The following is an 18,613-nucleotide window of genomic DNA, read 5'->3' as shown; positions in this document are numbered from 1 at the left end:
CTGAAGAAAAAGTCGATCACCATGGGTAAAGGATGTTAAAAAGTGTTCACCATGTCCCCGAACACCTGTCTACCATGTCCCCGGACTGTACACCCCTTTGGGGAGAGGACCGGGGTGAGGGGAAATCCCACCAGAACTATTCACTACACAAATCCAACTCCGCCATACAAAACAACAAATCCGACCACATCACCCGATTTGCACCAGCACGGTGCTAGCGTTATGGTTACCCACTTTCAAAATAAGCTCGACAGATCACCTGCTATGACGTTTTCACTTTTCGGCGACAAATTTACCCGCCATTCAGGCATTACTCGCCTGATGGAGGACCTCAACGACGGGCTGCGCACACCGGGCGCAATCATGCTCGGCGGCGGAAACCCGGCTCAAATCCCGGAGATGACGACCTATTTCCAGACGCTGCTCGCTCAGATGCTGGAAAGCGGCAAAGCAACCGATGCGCTTTGCAATTACGACGGCCCGCAGGGTAAAACCGAGCTGCTGGCACTCCTCGCCGAAATGCTGCGTGACGAGCTGGGTTGGGATATCGAACCACAGAATATTGCACTGACAAACGGCAGCCAGAGCGCGTTTTTCTACTTGTTTAACCTGTTCGCAGGGCGTCGCGCCGACGGCACCACCAAAAAAGTGCTGTTCCCGCTGGCACCGGAGTATATCGGCTACGCTGATTCCGGCCTGGAAGAAGATCTGTTCGTCTCCGCGCGCCCGAATATTGAGCTGCTGCCGGAAGGCCAGTTCAAATATCACGTCGATTTTGAACACCTGCATATTGGTGAAGAGACGGGCATGATCTGCGTATCGCGTCCGACTAACCCAACGGGCAACGTGATCACCGACGACGAACTGATGAAGCTGGATGCGCTCGCGAACCAGCACGGCATTCCGCTGGTGATCGATAACGCCTACGGCGTGCCGTTCCCGGGCATTATCTTCAGCGAAGCACGTCCGCTGTGGAACCCGAACATTGTCCTGTGCATGAGCCTCTCTAAGCTGGGTCTGCCGGGCAGCCGCTGCGGCATCATCATCGCTAACGAGAAAATCATCACCGCTATTACCAATATGAACGGCATTATCAGCCTCTCACCCGGCGGCATCGGCCCGGCGATGATGTGCGAAATGATTAAGCGCAACGACCTGCTGCGTCTGTCCAATGACGTGATCAAACCGTTCTACTACCAGCGCGTTCAGGAGACGATCGCGACAATTCGCCGCTATTTGCCGGAAGAACGCTGCCTGATCCACAAGCCTGAAGGGGCGATTTTCCTGTGGCTGTGGTTTAAGGATTTGCCTATCACCACCGAGCTGCTCTACCAGCGCCTGAAAAAGCGCGGCGTGCTGATGGTACCAGGCGATTATTTCTTCCCGGGGCTCGATAAGCCGTGGCCGCATACGCACCAGTGCATGCGCATGAACTATGTGCCCGACCCGGAAAAAATCGAAGCGGGGGTTAAGATCCTCGCCGAAGAAATCGAAAAAGCCTGGCGCGAAGGCAATTGTTAAATAATAAGGCTCTTCAAATGAAGAGCCTTAATTTTTCCGTGATCTCTATCTTATATAAAGGATATATCCTTCAGTATTTATTCCCTATTATTTAAAGGGATAATTTAGGATAATTCCTGTTGTTTTAATGGCGCTATAGTAATTAGAAAATAATTAAGTGCACGTTAAATAATAATTCAATTAACTCCTTGTTATATAAAACTTAAAACCAACGGCACTGGCAGAAAAATATCCTCGAAGCGAGTCTATGTGCATTTTTAAAATACTGCATATACTCACTAATACGCCGCTCGGCGTTCTATTGCGTGGAGTATTTTTATGCTACCTAATAATGCTAGTCGCATCAGCGTAATTGCTGCTGCGGTACTGCTCGCGTTCTCTCTTTCTGCCTGCAGTGGAAGCGGTGGCGGATCTCACTCAACAGCCAAAAATAACCCTGCAACCGGAAGTAATACCGGCTCGGGTGATGGAAGTGGCACAACGGCTAACAATGGTGGTTCAGGTAGTAACGGATCTGGCTCAGGTTCAGGGACTGGCTCGGGCTCCGGAACAGGCTCAGGAACGGGGACCGGAACAGGCTCAGGCTCAGGAACGGGGACCGGAGGTAACGGCAGCGGAGGAACCGGAACAGGCAACACGGGCAGTGGCGGCACAACCACTGCAGGTGTGAATACTGTGCTGGGCGATGCCGGTAAAACAGTAACCAGCGTTGGCTCTACGGTGGATGGCCTTGGAAGCCAGCTTCCAACGAATAATCCCGTAACGTCAACCGTTTCAACCACCGTCAGCGGTGTTGGCAGCGCTGTTTCTACCGTGGGGACAGGCGTCACAACCGGCGTTGGCGATCCGGGCAACGCGAACGGTGTGGGGACAACGGTTAAAGGCGTAACCACGTCGGTAACCTCCCTGGGCAATACCGTTTCAACGGTAGGCACGGGCCTGGCGAGTTCTACTTCAGGCACACCGGTCAGCGGCGTTACCGGCCTGACGGGCAGCGTGGTAAACAGTACCGGGCAACTGGTCAGTAACACCGGCACAGGTTTAACCAACACGGTAAGTAGCCCTGCGATAACGCAGGTAACAACCGATACCACAACCGTTGCCAACAAGACGCTGGGCGGAGTACAGGGCGTCACGCAAAGCGTGGGCACCACGACGGGTCTCGGCACACCGGTCAACGGTCTGCTGACCCAGGTGGGTAACACCGTGAGCGGCGTGGGAACCAACGTCAGCAACAGTAATAGCGGGCTTAACGGTGTCGGTCAGGTCGTCCAGAACGTCGGCCAGACGGTGACGGATAGCGGCACGCTGGTGAAACCCGCCTCTTCGACAACCGGAGGAGGATCGGGCTCTCTCACGGCCAATGCAAATGTGGCGGCCACGAACAACAGCCTGGGTGCAACGGTCAATACGACCCTTAATACCCTGACTGCTGGCGTTACGGCCAACGCAGCAACAACATCAGGTCAAAACACGTCGACAACTAACCCGGTCAACGGTCTCAATACGTTAACCTCCGGTCTGCTGACGCCAAAACAGTAAAACGGTTATTGCCTTTCTGCGCCCCTGCTTCAGGGGCGCGTTGTACAGCGACACTCCCCCTAACCGGGAATGATGAACAGGGATAGCGCGATGAAAAACCATTTCCTTTTTTCGCTGACGGGGCTGGTTGTGCTGAGCATGGCCCGCGCCGATACACTGCCCTCTATTATTAACCCTGATAACCCGGCGCAAGTTTCTCGTAACGTTGCCCCAGAACAGCCTGAGACCGTCCCACAGCCGAAAGTCAAAATAGAAAAACCGCAGTCAACGCTGACGCCTGAAACGCCCATTACCATTCATCACATTCAGTTTATTGGCGGCACGCGTTATCCTTTGCAGGAATTACTTAAACCCTTCAGGCCTTATGCCGGAAAAACCGTGCCGCTAAAAACGCTCACGGGGCTGGTAAATGATATTACGGCGCGCTATAAGGCCGACGGTTTTCCGCTCTCCTATGCCTGGCTGCCGGATGATAATTTCCAGCAGGGAAATATTAAAATTGTTCTGGTTGAAGGGTATGTCGCTCACAGTGACATCACCAGTAATAACCCTCACATCGCCGAGCGTCTTAAACGATTGTCAGAAAAAATCATGGCGGAAAAACCGCTGTCTCAGGATACGTTCGATCGCTATAGCCAGCTGATGACCCGTACCCCTAACGTTCCGGTCACGGCCAACGCGAAGCTGCCAACCAATATCTATGGCGCGGCGGCGATGCAGATAACCGGTAATCAGGAGCGGAGCTGGAATATCGCCTCCACGATCGACACCCGTAAAGGGCAAGATTTAATGATGCTGAACGGAACGCTCAGCAACCTGACAAGCTATGGCGATCAGCTGGGCGTGGCGACGCTTGTGCCGTTAGATAGCAACACGCGAAAAAACTATGTGGGTCTGAACTGGCAGCAGTTTTTAAACGATGAAGGGCTGACGATGCAGCTCAAAGGCAGCTATTACCGTGAAGATCCGCGAGATTTTTCCCCCCTGCTCTCTTTGCCCAATAATATTCAGGTCGATTCGAAGCAAAAAACAACGCAGTACAACGGCGGCGTGACGTTTGGCTATCCATTGCTGCTAACGCAAAAATCCCAAATTAATCTGACCGGCGGTTTTGATTATACCGACCGCCAGGATGATTATGCCCTGCAGGCCAGAGTGCAGGGCAAAACCTATAGCCTGGACTCCGTCAACCAACACGCGCGTTATCCTGCGCTGGAAGTGGGTATCAACGGTGCGCATCAATTCACAGCCGCCAGCATCAGCGGCCGGCTCAACGTCCGTCAGGGTATTGATGCGATGGGGGCCGATATCGTCTCAGCCCCTAAGCCCGATATGAATTTTACGCTCACAAAAAGCTATCTGGACGCTGCCTGGCTGTTTGCCGAAAAGTGGCGGCTATCAACATCCTGGGAGGGAGACTGGTCAAATAACACGTTGCCAGAGCCCGAACGCGTTAGCTTCGGTGCCCAGCGCTTTGGCCGTGGGTACCAGGACAGTGAAGCAAGCGGTGATTACGGCTATGGCGGGCAGGTAGAACTGCGCTATATCAAGATGCGGAAAGAGAGCGCCTGGCTTGCCACCATCCAACCCTATATCCTGGCCGATACCGCGCAAACCTGGTTTAACACGTCCGGTTTACCTCATCAGCGGCTCGGGTCAGTGGCTACCGGGGTGATGATAGGCGATACGCGCCACTATAGCGTCACGGTGGAGGCGGCAAGACCCGTCGGGGATGTTCCGACAGACAGTCGCAACAGGGACTGGCGCTACAGTCTGACGTTCACGTGGAATTTCAATAAAATGCAGTAAGCTTTTCAGCCCGATTACTGACAGGGTCAACACAGCGCAGCGCGTGGGTTGGACAGGCCTCCACGCAGGCCGGTCCGCCTTCGCGATGCACACATAAATCACATTTCAGCGCCTGCGGCTTATTTCCCTCCAGACGAACCTGCATCGCCCCAAACGGACACGCCACCACACAGCTTTTGCACCCAATGCAGCGCGTCTGCTCAACGAGCCAGGCTCCCGCCGTGCGGCTGATGGCATGGGTTGGACAGACGTTAGCACAGGGCGCGTCCTCGCACTGATGGCAACCCACGGCCGTAGTGTAGGCGCCCCCCTTAACCACCCGAAGGCGGGGCGTAAAGGCATGAGCGGAGACAGCGCTCTGATGCGACACCGCGCAGGCCACTTCGCAGGTGCGACACCCAATGCATTTTTCCGCATCCGCCATGATAAATCGGTTCATCTGTTACGCCTCGCGCACGTTAAAACCCAGCTCTTTTGAGATAGCCTCTGCCGTTTCGCGCAGCGGCTTGAGCAAGTTCTTCTCACCCACCTGCTTCATTCGCGACGTTGATAGCGAGATAGAGATCGCATACGGGACGCGGCCGTGGATATCAAATACCGGCACGGCAATGCAGGAAACGCCCAGCTCGTTCTCTTCTTTGTCCATCGCCATGCTGCGATCGCGAATTTCCGCCAGCTCATCATACATCGCACTCAGCTCAGTGATGGTGTTGCGCGTCAAAGGTTGGATCTGTTCCTGATGGCTTTCCCAGTAGCTCGCCACGTAATCCTGATGACCAAACGCCATGTAGATCTTGCCCATTGCGGAGCAGTAGAGCGGCATATGCTGTCCGATATAGGCGCGCGTGCGCAGCATACCGGTTGTCGGTTCGAGCTTGTAAATCAGGATCGCGTGGTCGTCTTCCCGGCTGGAGAAGTTCACCGTCTCGCCGGTCGCAATGTTCAGCGCTTCGAGGTGCGGAGCGGCCACGTGAATGATATTCAGCGACGACAGCGCCTTTTGCCCGACGGCGATAAATTTGGTGGTCAGGCGATAGCTGCCCGCCGCGGGTGCCGGGGTCACGTACCCGCACGACTGTAGCCCCTGCAGCAAGCGGTGCACGGTGCTCTTATTCAGCCCCGCCAGTTCCGATAAATGCGCAAGCGGACACCCGTTCGGATAGTTGCTGAGGATCTCAATCAGCATCAGGCCGCGAAACAAGCTCTGGCTGCCTGCTGGCCTCTCTTTTTCTTGCGTCATTTCGCTCTCTTTCATGCTCATTAAATGGCTCCTTTTTATCGCGCCCTGATGGTAGCGCAAAGTGTGGTTCAGTTCACGATCTCAACAGAAAAAACACAACCGTTTGATTTTAATCGATTTTGAAAAACATGAATGTCGTTGATCTGACAAAATTTGATCGCTATATTTGAAATCAGATTTCGCATAGTGAAATTTAGCGATAAAAAAGCACTCACACTTGCCCCTTAAAAGAACAGGAGAACAGGGATGAAAGTGACCTTTGAAGAGTTGAAAGCGGCGTTCAATCGGGTCCTGCTCGATCGCGGCGTGAAAGCTGAAACCGCAGACGCCTGCGCCGAGATGTTCGCCCGCACCACGGAGTCCGGCGTCTATTCGCACGGCGTTAACCGCTTCCCGCGCTTTATTCAGCAGCTTGATGCAGGCGATATCATTCCCGACGCTCAGCCAAAACGGGTGATGACATTAGGGGCTATCGAACAGTGGGACGCCCAGCGCGCCATCGGCAACCTCACGGCGAAAAAGATGATGGATCGCGCCACCGAGCTGGCGTCCGACCACGGTATTGGTCTGGTGGCACTGCGTAACGCGAACCACTGGATGCGCGGCGGCAGCTACGGCTGGCAGGCGGCGGAGAAAGGCTATATCGGCATTTGCTGGACCAACTCTATCGCCGTGATGCCCGCATGGGGATCAAAAGAATGCTGCATCGGCACCAACCCGCTGATCGTGGCTATTCCCTCTAACCCGATCACCATGGTCGATATGTCGATGTCGATGTTCTCCTACGGCATGCTGGAAGTGAATCGCCTGGCCGGGCGCGAGCTGCCGGTCGATGGCGGCTTCGACGACGAGGGCAATCTCACCCGAGAGCCGGGCGTGATTGAGAAAAACCGCCGTATTCTGCCGATGGGCTACTGGAAAGGGTCCGGCTTATCCATCGTGCTCGACATGATCGCCACCCTGCTCTCCAACGGATCCTCCGTCGCGGAAGTGACCCAGGACAACAGCGACGAGTATGGCGTGTCGCAGATCTTTATCGCCATCGAGGTTGATCGCCTGATCGACGGCCCAACCCGCGATGCCAAACTGCAGCGCATCATGGACTTCGTCACCACCGCCGAACGCGCTGATGAAAACGTCGCCGTCCGTCTTCCGGGGCATGAATTCACGCGCCTGCTGGAAGAGAACCGCCGCGACGGCATCACCATCGATGACAGCGTGTGGGCGAAAATCCAGTCTCTGTAAGGAGTGGACCATGATATTCGGACATATTTCACAGCCAAATCCGTGCCGCCTGCCGCGGGCGATAGAAAAAGCACTTCATTTTCTGCGCACTACGGATTTCACCACCCTGGCGCCAGGCGTGGTGGAAATTGAAGGCCGCACTATTTTTGCCCAGGTTCTCGACCTGACGACAAAGGAACCGCACGAGAACCGTCCTGAAGTGCACCGCCGCTATCTGGATATTCAGTTTTTGGCATGGGGTGAAGAGAAAATTGGTATCGCTATTGATACCGGCAATAACGAAATAAGCGAATCATTACTGGAACAGCGGGATATTATTTTTTATCGCGACAGTGAAAATGAATCGTTTATCGAAATGATACCCGGCAGCTATGCCCTATTTTTCCCGCAGGATGTGCATCGTCCTGCCTGTATTAAAAACAAGGGATCCGCAATTCGTAAAATTGTGGTGAAAGTGGCAATCAGCGAATTAGATTAATTTTCTGATACACCCTAAATAATTCGAGTTGCAGGACAAAACGGCTTGCCGTTTTGAACAGCGCTTGCGCTGGCCCCGAAGGGGCGAGGCCACAGGCCGAGTCACGCGGCAAGAGAGTGAATCTCCAGGAGCTTCATAAGTAAGTGACTGGGGTGAACGAGCGCAGCCAACGCACATGCAACTTGAAGTATGACGGGTATAAATACAGGAACGCGAAATGACCAACACCGGTTTTATTATTGGTGCGTACCCCTGCGCACCCTCGTTTCACCAGAAAGGGGAACAAGAAGAACAAACCTTCTGGCGGGAACTTTCCGACACGCCGAACATTCGCGGGCTGGAACAGCCGTGCCTTGAAAATCTCCATCCGTTTGGCGACGAATGGCTGTTCCGCCATACGCCGGGTGACTGGCAAATCGTCGTCACGGCAGTGATGGAAACCATGCGTCGTCGCGGCAGCAACGGCGCGTTTGGCCTGGCCTCAGCCGACGAAGCGCAGCGTAAAGCCTGCGTAGACTTTTACCGGCATTTGCACCAGAAAGTTAACGCCGTGAACGCCCGTTATCCGGGCAAAGTAATCGCCCTGGAAATGCAGGCCGCCCCGCAGGCGGGCAATGCTTCCGTCGAACAGGCTACCGAGGCGTTTTCACGCTCGATCCGGGAAATCGCGGGCTGGGACTGGGACTGCGATCTGGTGCTGGAACACTGCGATGCCATGAACGGTCCGGCACCGCGCAAGGGCTTCCTGCCCTTAGAGCAGGTGCTGGAGGTGGTGAAAGAGACGGATATCAGCGTTTGCATCAACTGGGCGCGTTCGGCCATCGAAGGCCGTAATACGACGCTCCCGCTGGAACATGTTCAGGCCGCGCTCAAAGCCGGAAAGCTGGGGGCACTGATGTTTTCAGGCACGACTACCAGCGGTGAATACGGTGAATGGCAGGATCTTCACGCGCCGTTTTCTTCATTCTGCGCCGACAGTTTGATGTCAACTGAACTCGCAAAATCACTCTTTACTGCGGCGAGCGCCGCAACGTTGAAATTCTCCGGTATTAAATTACTGGAAATAAATGCTAATGCTGACGTCAGCCATCGCATCGCTATTTTGCGTGACGGTATTAGCGAAATGAATAAAGCAACGCAATAACAATAAAAATATCCCTATTCCGGTTACATTGACTGAGACAGTAAATATGAACACTTACTCGAATACTCAACAAGCGGACATTCCGCGCCAGCGCTGGCTAAGAATCATTCCTCCCATTCTTATCGCCTGCATTATTTCATATATGGACCGCGTGAATATCGCGTTTGCGATGCCGGGTGGTATGGATGAAGAATTAGGTATTACCGCAACGATGGCAGGCCTGGCGGGCGGGATCTTCTTTATCGGCTATCTGTTCCTGCAGGTTCCCGGCGGCAAGATTGCCGTGCACGGCAGCGGCAAGAAGTTTATCGGCTGGTCGCTGGTTGCCTGGGCGGTGATCTCGGTGCTCACGGGTCTGGTGACGAATCAGTATCAGCTTCTGGTGCTGCGCTTCTTACTCGGCGTGGCGGAAGGCGGGATGCTGCCCGTTGTGCTCACCATGATCAGCAACTGGTTCCCGGACGCCGAGCGCGGTCGCGCCAATGCCATTGTGATCATGTTCGTGCCCATCGCCGGGATCGTCACCGCCCCGCTGTCAGGCTGGATTATTACCGCACTCGACTGGCGCTGGCTGTTCATCATTGAAGGTCTGATGTCCGTCGTTGTGCTGGTGCTGTGGGCGTTCACCGTGTACGACCGACCGCAGGAAGCCCGCTGGATTTCAGAGGCGGAGAAAAACTATCTGGTGCAAACGCTGGCGGCGGAGCAGCAGGCCATCGCCGGAAAAGAGGTAAAAAATGCCTCGCTCAGCGCCGTGCTGTCCGACAAAACCATGTGGCAGCTGATCGCCCTGAACTTCTTCTACCAGACCGGGATTTACGGTTACACGCTCTGGCTGCCGACCATCCTGAAAGAGCTGACGCACACCAGCATTGGTCAGGTGGGCATGCTCGCCATCCTGCCTTACATCGGCGCCATTGCGGGCATGTTCCTGTTCTCTACGCTTTCTGACCGCACCGGCAAGCGCAAGCTGTTTGTCTCCCTGCCGTTGATTGGCTTTGCGCTCTGCATGTTCCTCTCCGTGGCGCTGAAAGCAAACACCTGGCTGGCATATTCCGCACTGGTGGGCTGCGGGTTCTTCCTGCAATCCGCCGCGGGCGTGTTCTGGACCATCCCGGCGCGACTGTTCAGCGCAGAGATGGCGGGCGGCGCGCGCGGCGTGATCAACGCCCTGGGCAACCTTGGTGGCTTCTGTGGCCCGTATGCGGTTGGCGTGCTGATCACCCTGTACAGCAAAGATGCGGGCGTTTACTGCCTGGCGGTGTCTCTGGCGCTGGCGTCACTGCTGGCCCTGCTGTTACCGGCGAAATGCGATGCCGGCGCAGAGCCTAATCCCACGGTGACTCCGCATAAACGTGCGGCCTGATGCCCTCACCCCAGCCCTCTCCCACGGGGAGAGGGAGAAAACCGAACCGTAGGCCGAGTAAGCAACGCGCCACCCGGCAAGTAAGCGCACCGAACCGTAGGCCGGGTAAGCGAAGCGCCACCCGGCGAATAAGTGAGATGAAGATGAGTGAAAAAGAACCCTTCTGGCTGGGTATCGATTGTGGCGGTACTTATCTGAAAGCCGGTTTATACAACAGCCAGGGCAAGGAAGTCTGTATCGAACGTCGCTCGGTTGCCACGCGTAGCCCGCGCGCTGGCTACGCGGAGCGGGATATGCCCTCACTGTGGCAGCACTGCCACGCAACCGTCGCCACGCTGCTCAAACATTCAGGTGTAAACGGCAACCTGATTAAAGGTATCGGCATTTCTGCACAGGGTAAGGGACTGTTTCTGCTCGATAAACAGGACCAACCGCTGGGCAACGCCATACTCTCCTCTGACCGCCGTGCGCTGGACATTGTGCAGCGCTGGCAGCAGGACGGCATTCCCGAAAAGCTTTATCCGCATACGCGCCAGACGCTGTGGACCGGGCACCCGGCCTCGCTCCTGTGCTGGGTGAAAGAGAACGAGCCGCAGCGGTACCAGCAGATTGGCAGCGTATTGATGGCGCACGACTATCTGCGCTGGTGTCTGACCGGCGTGAAGGGCTGCGAGGAGAGTAATATCTCTGAGTCCAATCTCTACAACATGAATACCGGAAAATACGACCCACAGCTTACGCGCTGGCTCGGTATCAGCGAAATTGACGGCGCCCTGCCGCCGATTGTCGGTTCAGCAGAAATTTGCGGGGAAATCACCGCTCAGGCAGCCGCACTTACCGGTCTCGCGGCGGGCACGCCCGTCGTTGGTGGACTGTTTGACGTGGTTTCCACCGCAGTCTGCGCCGGGCTGCAAGACCAGCACACGCTAAATGCCGTGATGGGCACCTGGGCCGTCACCAGCGGGATCGCCAGTGCGCTTCGCGACAACGAACCCTTCCCGTACGTCTATGGCCGCTACGTTCACCCGCAGCAGTACATCGTTCACGAAGCCAGCCCCACCTCGTCCGGCAACCTTGAGTGGCTCACCGCACAGTGGGGCGACATCTCATTCGATGAGATCAACCAGGCTGTTTCCAGCCTGCCGAAAGCGGAAGGCGATCTGTTCTTCCTGCCGTTCCTCTACGGCAGCAACGCCGGGCTGGAGATGACCAGTGGTTTTTACGGCATGCAGGCGCTACACACCCGCGCGCACCTGCTGCAGGCGGTTTACGAAGGCGTGGTGTTCAGCCACATGACCCACCTCAACCGCATGCTCGAACGCTTTACCCAGGTACAGGCGCTGCGCGTCACGGGTGGCCCTACCCATTCGGACGTGTGGATGCAAATGCTCGCTGACGTCAGCGGCCTGGCGATTGAACTGCCGCAGGTGGAAGAGACCGGCTGTTCCGGCGCGGCGCTGGCGGCGATGGTGGGTACCGGTGTGTTCACCGACTTCCACTCAGCGCAGCGCGCGCTCAAACATGACATCCGGGTGATTGAGCCGGACATGCGCGCCCATGCGGCCTACCAGCGCAAATATCACCGTTACCAGCTACTGATTTCAGCACTACAGGGCTATCACGCCCGTGTTAAGGAGTACGACCTATGAGCCGACCATTACTGCAGCTGGCGCTCGACCACACTTCACTGCAGGCCGCACAGCGCGACGTCGCGACGCTTTCAGATCACGTCGATATCGTCGAAGCGGGCACCATTTTGTGCCTGACCGAAGGGCTGAACGCCGTGCGCGCCCTGCGCGCGCAGTGCCCGGATAAGATCGTCGTTGCGGACTGGAAAGTGGCCGACGCCGGAGAAACGCTGGCAGAACAGGCGTTTGGCGCGGGCGCGAACTGGATGACCATCATCTGCGCCGCGCCGCTGGCAACCGTTGAGCGAGGCCACGAGGTGGCACTGCGCTGCGGAGGTGAAATCCAGATGGAGCTCTTTGGCAACTGGACGCTGGACGACGCGCGCGCATGGCATCGCGTCGGCGTGAAGCAGGTAATCTATCACCGCGGGCGCGACGCACAGGCGAGCGGCCAGCAGTGGGGCGAAGCGGATCTCGAGAAAATGAAGGCGCTCTCCGACATCGGTTTACAGCTTTCAATTACCGGCGGCATCACCCCCGCCGATCTGCCGCTGTTTAAGCAGATCAACGTTAAAGCCTTTATTGCCGGGCGCGCGCTGGCAGGCGCCGTCAATCCGCCGCAGGTGGCGCAGGCATTCCACTCGCAAATTCGCGACATCTGGGGAGCGTAACTATGCGTCAGCATCCGTTAGGGATTTACGAAAAAGCACTGCCAAAAGATCTCTCCTGGCCGGAACGTCTGGTACTGGCGAAAAGCTGCGGGTTCGATTTTGTTGAGATGTCAGTCGACGAGACCGACGAGCGTTTGTCACGCCTCGACTGGAGCACCACGCAGCGCGCCTCTCTGGTTGAAGCGATGTTGGAAACCGGGGTGTCTATCCCGTCCATGTGCTTGTCTGCCCACCGTCGCTTCCCGTTTGGCAGCCGCGATGAAACCGTGCGCGAACGCGCCCGCGAGATCATGACCAAAGCCATCAGGCTGGCGCGCGATCTGGGCATTCGCACCATCCAGCTTGCCGGGTATGACGTCTATTACGAAGAGCACGATGAGGGGACGCAGCAGCGCTTTGCCGAAGGGCTGGCGTGGGCGGTAGAGCAGGCCGCCGCCGCGCAGGTGATGCTGGCGGTGGAGATCATGGATACCGCGTTTATGAACTCCATCAGCAAATGGAAAAAGTGGGACGATATGCTCGCCTCGCCGTGGTTCAGCGTTTACCCGGACGTTGGCAACCTGAGCGCGTGGGGCAACGACGTCACCGCCGAGCTGACGCTGGGCATTGACCGCATTGCGGCTATTCACCTGAAAGATACCCAACCCGTCACCGCGCAAAGTCCCGGGCAGTTCCGCGACGTGCCGTTTGGCGAAGGCTGCGTGGATTTTGTCGGCGTGTTTAACACGCTGAATAAGCTGAACTATCGCGGCGCGTTTCTGATTGAAATGTGGACTGAAAAAGCAAAAGAGCCGGTGCTGGAAATCATCCAGGCGCGCCGCTGGATTGAAGCCCGTATGCAGGAAGGAGGCATGACATGTTAGAACAACTCAAAGCCGAGGTGCTGGCAGCAAACCTGGCGCTGCCCGCCCACCAGCTGGTGACCTTCACCTGGGGCAACGTCAGCGCGGTGGATCGCGAAAGCGGCGTGATGGTGATCAAGCCCTCCGGCGTGGAGTACGACGTGATGACGGCGGAAGATATGGTGGTGGTGAATATCGCCACGGGCCAGGTTGTCGAGGGTAATAAAAAACCCTCTTCAGACACGCCCACCCATCTTGCGCTGTACCGTCGTTACCCGGAGATTGGCGGCATCGTGCATACGCATTCTCGCCACGCTACCATCTGGTCACAGGCGGGGCAGGATTTACCCGCCTGGGGCACAACGCACGCGGACTATTTCTACGGAACCATTCCCTGCACGCGCCTGATGACCACGGCAGAGATTGCCGGGGAATACGAATACCAGACGGGTGAAGTGATCATCAAAACCTTCGAGGAGCGCGATCTCAGCCCGATGCAGATCCCGGCTGTGCTGGTCCACTCCCACGGCCCGTTCGCCTGGGGTAAAGACGCTGCCGATGCGGTCCACAATGCCGTCGTGCTTGAAGAGTGCGCGTACATGGGTCTGTTCTCACTCCAGCTCGCACCGCAGCTACCGGTTATGCAGCAGGAGCTGCTCGACAAGCATTATCTGCGCAAGCACGGGGTGAATGCCTATTACGGCCAGTGATCAGCCGGAATTGATATGCTCTTTACAGTACCGCCGTTTCCAGACGGCGGGGGTTAGCCCGGTATGCTTTGAAAAGATCTGCCGAAAATACCCCACGTCATTAAAGCCGCAGCGGGTTGCCACTTCGGTGAGCGAGGCAGAGCCATCCAGCAACAGCTTTTCTGCCGCCCTGACGCGCTGGCGATGTATCGCCTCCGTCAGGGTTAAATGGAAAGTCCGGCGAAATACGCGCCCGAGATAATCGGCATTGCAGTGCAACGCTTTTGCCAGCTGCGAGGTTGAAAGCGGTAAATGAAACTGCGTGCGAATGAGCTGCTTCGCCTTCCACGCCATCGCCGCACCGGCTTCATCAGCATTATCTTCATATCCTGATGAAATGGAAATTTGCTGTAAAATCAGTAATAAAATGATTTCCAGCGCCACGCTTCGCTGTAATTTTTCCTGCTCACTCAGGAACTGGCGAAAAAGAGAAATCACATACTGTGCATCCCTCACTCGGCAATGTTGTTCTATTGCCAAATTTGGCAACCGGGGCGGGTGATGCTCAACCTCAAAATGCAGCCAGTAAAATTTAAGATCGGCCGGAAAGTCGCCCACGCCCACATGGCGTCGGTCTGGCCAAAGCAGCAAACTCTCTCCTGCTTTTACCTCAAATAACGTGCTTTCTTCCTGGATCGTTAATGTCCCTTTTTCGACAAAAATAATCTCCCACGACGTTAATTTTCGCGCAGGATGGCGGCCCACTCCCCGGGAGATAAATAACCCGCCATTTTGGACCTTAATCGGAAGCGCTATGGATAATTCAAGCATGGATATTCACCATTCCGCTTTTATTGCCATTAGTATTCAACTTACGCTTTGATTATTAATCAATATTCGAATAACTGTCCGATCGGAATCACATTTTTATCATCAGGTCGGAATCGTCATCTTTTTATACTTTTCCCTTCCCTTGTTGGCCTTTCCGTTCGGTGCAGAATAAATGAGTACCTTGCACAAATACGATAATAAATTCGATTACTGAGGAGTTACTTCATGACTTCCACACCGATTACAGAATCAGACGTGACACAAGGGGCAACAGAAAGCCACTTGTCCGTCCGCGAAAAAATTGGCTACGGCCTGGGTGATGCGGGCGGGACGGTGATTACCTGCTTGATCATGAACTTTCTGACCTTTTTCTATACCGATATTTTTGGTCTGACGCCTGCGCTCGTTGGCACGCTCTTTATTGCCTTGCGCGTATTTGACGCCATTTCCGATCCGGTAATGGGTATTATTGCCGACCGCACGCAAAGCCGCTGGGGGCGCTTTCGCCCGTGGCAGCTGTGGGTCGCCTTCCCGATCGGAATTATCGGCGTGCTGACTTTCACCGTTCCGGAAGCCAGCATGGGCGTGAAAATCGCCTGGGCGTTCGGTACCTATTTGCTGTTGTCTGTGGGCTATACGGCCATCAACGTTCCCTACTGCGCGCTGATCAACACCATGACCACCCGTCACAATGAGGTGATCTCCTGCCAGTCATGGCGCTTTGTACTCTGCGGCGTTGCGGGTTTCCTGGTCTCAGTGGGTCTGCCGTGGCTCGTCGAGGCGCTGGGCCAGGGCAATGCCGCAAAAGGTTACCAGCTTGGCGTTGGGGTGCTGTGCGCTGTCGCCGTGGTGATGTTCCTGTGCTGCTTCTTCTGGGTGCGGGAGCGCGTCCCGCTGGCGCTGATGGGCAAATTCACCCTGCGCGAGCATCTGGCCGGGTTGCGTAAAAACGATCAGCTGCTGCTGATGCTGGTGATGTCGTTCCTGCTGATCAATGTCTTCAACATTCGAGGCGGCGGGTATATGTACTTCATCACCTACGTGCTGCAGGGCAGTACCGCGTATACCTCGCTGTTTTTCACCATGGTGACCTTTGCCGCCATTCTGGGCGCGGTGATCGTTAGCCCGCTGTCGCGCCGTATTGATACCGTCAAACTCTACTATTACACCAACCTGGTGCTCGCCGCGCTCGCAGTGGGAATGTGGTTCCTGCCAGGCGGCCCGGCACACCAGACGCTCTGGCTGATCGTTATTTTGAGCAACGGCGTCATTCTCGGGTTTACCCTGCCGCTGCACTTCTCGCTGATGGCGTTTGCCGACGACTACGGCGAGTGGAGAACCGGCGTGCGTTCGTCGGGGATGAACTTCGCCTTCAACCTGTTTTTCATCAAGCTCGCGTGGGCGTCTAGCGCCGGGATCATTAGCCTGGTGTTTATTGCCGTGGCCTATCAGCCAGGCGCGGGCAATCAGACGCCAGCTTCGCTGCAGGGCATCACCGCCATGGAGACGCTGCTCCCCGCCCTTTTCCATCTGCTGCTGGCCGTCTCTATCCGCTGGTGCAGACTCAACAACCCTATGATGTCGCGCATTGCCACCGACCTGCGCCAGCGTCACGTACCGTCCTGAGGAGAACGCTATGTCAATAATGGAAGCCGATCTGCATAATCTAAAAATTAACGACCCGTTTCTCGGGCAGTATCAACGGCTGGTACGAGAAGTGGTGATCCCCTACCAGTGGGATGCACTAAACGATCGCGTAACGGAAGCCGAACCCAGCCACGCCATCACCAACTTCCGCATTGCGGCGGGCCTGGAGCAAGGTGAATTCTACGGCATGGTGTTCCAGGACAGTGACGTGGCGAAATGGCTCGAAGCCGTGGCGTGGTCGCTGTGCCAGAAACAGGATGCTGAACTGGAAAAAACCGCCGACGAGGTCATTGAACTGATTGCCGCAGCGCAGTGTGAAGATGGCTATCTCAACACGTACTTTACGGTGAAAGCCCCCGAGGAGCGCTGGACGAATCTGGCCGAATGCCACGAGCTGTACTGCGCCGGACATATGATTGAAGCGGGCGTGGCGTATTTCCAGGGAACAGGGAAACGCCGTCTGCTGGATGTGGTCCGCAGGCTGGCGGACCATATCGACAGCGTGTTTGGCCCTGGTGAGAACCAGCTACATGGTTATCCGGGCCACCCGGAAATCGAGCTGGCGCTGATGCGGCTTTACGACGTCACGCAGGAGCCCCGCTACCTCACGCTGGTGAAATATTTCGTTGAACAACGCGGCGTGCAGCCTCACTTCTACGATATCGAATATGAGAAGCGCGGCAGAACATCATACTGGAACACCTATGGTCCGGCCTGGATGGTCAAGGACAAAGCCTACAGCCAGGCGCATGAGCCACTTGCTGAACAACAAACGGCCATTGGACACGCGGTGCGTTTTGTCTACCTGATGGCGGGCATGGCGCATCTGGCGCGCCTGAGTCATGACGAGGGTAAACGGCAGGACTGTCTGCGGCTGTGGACAAATATGGCGCAGCGCCAGCTGTATATTACCGGTGGAATCGGGTCGCAAAGCAGCGGCGAGGCGTTCAGCAGTGATTACGATCTGCCCAACGATACGGTCTATGCTGAAAGTTGTGCCTCCATCGGTCTGATGATGTTTGCCCGCAGGATGCTGGAAATGGAGGCCGACGGCCACTACGCCGACGTGATGGAGCGCGCATTATACAACACGGTACTGGGCGGGATGGCGCTGGACGGTAAGCATTTCTTTTATGTGAATCCGCTGGAAGTGCACCCGAAAACGCTGGCGTTCAACCATATCTACGATCACGTGAAACCCGTCCGCCAGCGCTGGTTTGGCTGCGCCTGTTGCCCACCGAATATCGCCCGCGTGCTGACGTCGCTGGGGCATTATATTTATACCGTCCGCCAGGATGCGCTTTTTATTAACCTTTACGTGGGCAACGATGTCGCCATACCGGTTGGCGACGAAACCCTGGCGCTGCGAATTAGCGGTAACTATCCGTGGCAGGAACAGGTAAAAATCGACATTACCTCGCCTGTTCCCGTCACGCATACGCTCGCCCTACGGCTGCCGGACTGGTGTGCCGCGCCTGACGTTTTATTAAATGGTGAAGCGGTAACGGGCGAGATCTCACGTGGATACCTTTATCTGACCCGCAGCTGGCAGGAGGGTGACGTCATTACGCTAACGTTACCTATGCCGGTTCGTCGGGTGTATGGCAACCCACTGGTCCGCCAGCAGGCGGGGAAAGTCGCCCTGCAGCGCGGACCGCTGGTCTACTGCCTGGAAGAGGCCGATAACGGTGCCAATCTTCATCACCTCTCTCTGCCTGAAAATAGCGAGTTCAGGATCTTTGAAGGGAAAGGGATTTTCGCACACAAGATGCTGATACAGGCAGAGGGGATTGGGTGTCACGTGAAGGACACGGATGCGCTGTGGCAATACGACCGCTCGCCGGTACAACGTCAGCCCCGGACGCTGACCTTTATACCTTGGTTTAGCTGGGCCAACCGGGGAGAAGGGGAAATGCGGATATGGGTGGATGAAGGCTGAATATCTGCGGTCTGTTGCCCT

The 18,613-nt window shown here is 56.0% G+C and carries 17 protein-coding genes; 14 read left to right on the top strand and 3 right to left on the bottom strand.

All coding sequences use genetic code 11. The annotated features are described in order from the left end of the window. Window positions 1-264 precede the first annotated feature (264 nt). The 4 genes from avtA (at window position 265) to KIF87_RS19200 (ending at window position 4,872) form a co-directional block, all read left to right on the top strand. Window positions 265-1,521: a valine--pyruvate transaminase gene (gene avtA, locus KIF87_RS19215; RefSeq protein ID WP_213330172.1), complete on the top strand. Its 1,257-nt coding sequence runs from the start codon at window positions 265-267 to the stop codon at window positions 1,519-1,521. A gap of 403 nt (window positions 1,522-1,924) precedes the next feature. Continuing rightward, window positions 1,925-2,191: a hypothetical protein gene (locus KIF87_RS19210; RefSeq protein WP_213330170.1), complete on the top strand. Its 267-nt coding sequence runs from the start codon at window positions 1,925-1,927 to the stop codon at window positions 2,189-2,191. Further along, window positions 2,188-3,063: a collagen-like triple helix repeat-containing protein gene (locus tag KIF87_RS19205; protein ID WP_349628243.1), complete on the top strand. Its 876-nt coding sequence runs from the start codon at window positions 2,188-2,190 to the stop codon at window positions 3,061-3,063. Before KIF87_RS19210 ends, KIF87_RS19205 begins: the two co-directional genes overlap by 4 nt. A 90-nt stretch (window positions 3,064-3,153) precedes the next feature. Then, window positions 3,154-4,872 (top strand): ShlB/FhaC/HecB family hemolysin secretion/activation protein, encoded by a 1,719-nt coding sequence (locus KIF87_RS19200; RefSeq protein WP_213330167.1) that lies wholly within the window; start codon window positions 3,154-3,156, stop codon window positions 4,870-4,872. Here the strand turns inward: KIF87_RS19200 and KIF87_RS19195 are convergent. Continuing rightward, window positions 4,856-5,311, bottom strand: coding sequence for a 4Fe-4S dicluster domain-containing protein (locus tag KIF87_RS19195; RefSeq protein ID WP_213330165.1), 456 nt, complete (start codon window positions 5,309-5,311; stop codon window positions 4,856-4,858). The two genes, KIF87_RS19200 and KIF87_RS19195, sit on opposite strands and share 17 nt — an antisense overlap. Before the next feature lie 3 nt (window positions 5,312-5,314). Next, window positions 5,315-6,133: an IclR family transcriptional regulator YiaJ gene (gene yiaJ / locus KIF87_RS19190; RefSeq protein ID WP_021242452.1), complete on the bottom strand. Its 819-nt coding sequence runs from the start codon at window positions 6,131-6,133 to the stop codon at window positions 5,315-5,317. A gap of 225 nt (window positions 6,134-6,358) precedes the next feature. Here yiaJ and yiaK point away from each other — a divergent pair, with 225 nt between their 5' ends. The 8 genes from yiaK (at window position 6,359) to araD (ending at window position 14,196) form a co-directional block, all read left to right on the top strand. Next, a complete protein-coding gene (gene yiaK, locus KIF87_RS19185) occupies window positions 6,359-7,357 on the top strand; it encodes a 3-dehydro-L-gulonate 2-dehydrogenase (RefSeq protein WP_213330163.1) in 999 nt (332 codons plus the stop codon). A gap of 10 nt (window positions 7,358-7,367) precedes the next feature. Further along, complete coding sequence (locus tag KIF87_RS19180; protein WP_213330161.1) at window positions 7,368-7,835, top strand: YhcH/YjgK/YiaL family protein; 468 nt, start codon at window positions 7,368-7,370, stop codon at window positions 7,833-7,835. Between the two features lie 217 nt (window positions 7,836-8,052). After that, on the top strand, window positions 8,053-8,979 hold the full coding sequence (locus KIF87_RS19175; RefSeq protein ID WP_213330159.1) for a DUF4862 family protein: 927 nt from the start codon (window positions 8,053-8,055) through the stop codon (window positions 8,977-8,979). Window positions 8,980-9,025: 46 nt separating this feature from the next. Further along, on the top strand, window positions 9,026-10,345 hold the full coding sequence (locus KIF87_RS19170; protein WP_213330157.1) for an MFS transporter: 1,320 nt from the start codon (window positions 9,026-9,028) through the stop codon (window positions 10,343-10,345). Window positions 10,346-10,488: 143 nt separating this feature from the next. Further along, on the top strand, window positions 10,489-11,994 hold the full coding sequence (locus KIF87_RS19165; RefSeq protein ID WP_213330155.1) for an FGGY-family carbohydrate kinase: 1,506 nt from the start codon (window positions 10,489-10,491) through the stop codon (window positions 11,992-11,994). Beyond that, on the top strand, window positions 11,991-12,644 hold the full coding sequence (gene ulaD, locus KIF87_RS19160) for a 3-keto-L-gulonate-6-phosphate decarboxylase UlaD (RefSeq protein WP_213330153.1): 654 nt from the start codon (window positions 11,991-11,993) through the stop codon (window positions 12,642-12,644). Before KIF87_RS19165 ends, ulaD begins: the two co-directional genes overlap by 4 nt. Before the next feature lie 2 nt (window positions 12,645-12,646). Further along, window positions 12,647-13,507 carry an L-ribulose-5-phosphate 3-epimerase gene (locus tag KIF87_RS19155; RefSeq protein ID WP_213330151.1) on the top strand — a complete coding sequence of 287 codons (861 nt, stop codon included), beginning with the start codon at window positions 12,647-12,649 and terminating at the stop codon, window positions 13,505-13,507. After that, window positions 13,501-14,196 (top strand): L-ribulose-5-phosphate 4-epimerase, encoded by a 696-nt coding sequence (gene araD, locus KIF87_RS19150; RefSeq protein ID WP_213330149.1) that lies wholly within the window; start codon window positions 13,501-13,503, stop codon window positions 14,194-14,196. The genes KIF87_RS19155 and araD overlap by 7 nt, the downstream gene beginning before the upstream one ends. Here araD and KIF87_RS19145 read toward each other — a convergent pair whose 3' ends face one another. Next, window positions 14,197-15,006 carry an AraC family transcriptional regulator gene (locus KIF87_RS19145; RefSeq protein WP_032643746.1) on the bottom strand — a complete coding sequence of 270 codons (810 nt, stop codon included), beginning with the start codon at window positions 15,004-15,006 and terminating at the stop codon, window positions 14,197-14,199. It lies immediately after the preceding gene. Between the two features lie 225 nt (window positions 15,007-15,231). Here KIF87_RS19145 and KIF87_RS19140 point away from each other — a divergent pair, with 225 nt between their 5' ends. Both KIF87_RS19140 and KIF87_RS19135 read left to right on the top strand, forming a co-directional pair. After that, window positions 15,232-16,632: an MFS transporter gene (locus KIF87_RS19140; protein ID WP_213330147.1), complete on the top strand. Its 1,401-nt coding sequence runs from the start codon at window positions 15,232-15,234 to the stop codon at window positions 16,630-16,632. 10 nt (window positions 16,633-16,642) lie between these two features. Continuing rightward, window positions 16,643-18,592: a glycoside hydrolase family 127 protein gene (locus KIF87_RS19135; protein ID WP_213330145.1), complete on the top strand. Its 1,950-nt coding sequence runs from the start codon at window positions 16,643-16,645 to the stop codon at window positions 18,590-18,592. Window positions 18,593-18,613: the final 21 nt, after the last annotated feature.

The sequence above is a fragment of the Enterobacter sp. 120016 genome (assembly GCF_018383635.1).
GTDB classification, from domain to species: domain Bacteria; phylum Pseudomonadota; class Gammaproteobacteria; order Enterobacterales; family Enterobacteriaceae; genus Enterobacter; species Enterobacter asburiae_D.
Note: the sequence above shows the minus strand (reverse complement) of the source record. Positions and strands in the feature narration are given on the sequence as shown.

What these genes read in the sequence shown, in the direction of transcription:
- avtA (WP_213330172.1), top strand. Translation starts at nt 265, where the DNA reads ATGACGTTTTCACTTTTCGGCGACAAATTTACCCGCCATTCAGGCATT.
- KIF87_RS19200 (WP_213330167.1), top strand. Translation starts at nt 3,154, where the DNA reads ATGAAAAACCATTTCCTTTTTTCGCTGACGGGGCTGGTTGTGCTGAGC.
- KIF87_RS19195 (WP_213330165.1), bottom strand. Translation starts at nt 5,311, where the DNA reads ATGAACCGATTTATCATGGCGGATGCGGAAAAATGCATTGGGTGTCGC.
- yiaJ (WP_021242452.1), bottom strand. Translation starts at nt 6,133, where the DNA reads ATGAGCATGAAAGAGAGCGAAATGACGCAAGAAAAAGAGAGGCCAGCA.
- yiaK (WP_213330163.1), top strand. Translation starts at nt 6,359, where the DNA reads ATGAAAGTGACCTTTGAAGAGTTGAAAGCGGCGTTCAATCGGGTCCTG.
- KIF87_RS19180 (WP_213330161.1), top strand. Translation starts at nt 7,368, where the DNA reads ATGATATTCGGACATATTTCACAGCCAAATCCGTGCCGCCTGCCGCGG.
- KIF87_RS19175 (WP_213330159.1), top strand. Translation starts at nt 8,053, where the DNA reads ATGACCAACACCGGTTTTATTATTGGTGCGTACCCCTGCGCACCCTCG.
- KIF87_RS19170 (WP_213330157.1), top strand. Translation starts at nt 9,026, where the DNA reads ATGAACACTTACTCGAATACTCAACAAGCGGACATTCCGCGCCAGCGC.
- KIF87_RS19165 (WP_213330155.1), top strand. Translation starts at nt 10,489, where the DNA reads ATGAGTGAAAAAGAACCCTTCTGGCTGGGTATCGATTGTGGCGGTACT.
- ulaD (WP_213330153.1), top strand. Translation starts at nt 11,991, where the DNA reads ATGAGCCGACCATTACTGCAGCTGGCGCTCGACCACACTTCACTGCAG.
- KIF87_RS19155 (WP_213330151.1), top strand. Translation starts at nt 12,647, where the DNA reads ATGCGTCAGCATCCGTTAGGGATTTACGAAAAAGCACTGCCAAAAGAT.
- araD (WP_213330149.1), top strand. Translation starts at nt 13,501, where the DNA reads ATGTTAGAACAACTCAAAGCCGAGGTGCTGGCAGCAAACCTGGCGCTG.
- KIF87_RS19145 (WP_032643746.1), bottom strand. Translation starts at nt 15,006, where the DNA reads ATGCTTGAATTATCCATAGCGCTTCCGATTAAGGTCCAAAATGGCGGG.
- KIF87_RS19140 (WP_213330147.1), top strand. Translation starts at nt 15,232, where the DNA reads ATGACTTCCACACCGATTACAGAATCAGACGTGACACAAGGGGCAACA.
- KIF87_RS19135 (WP_213330145.1), top strand. Translation starts at nt 16,643, where the DNA reads ATGTCAATAATGGAAGCCGATCTGCATAATCTAAAAATTAACGACCCG.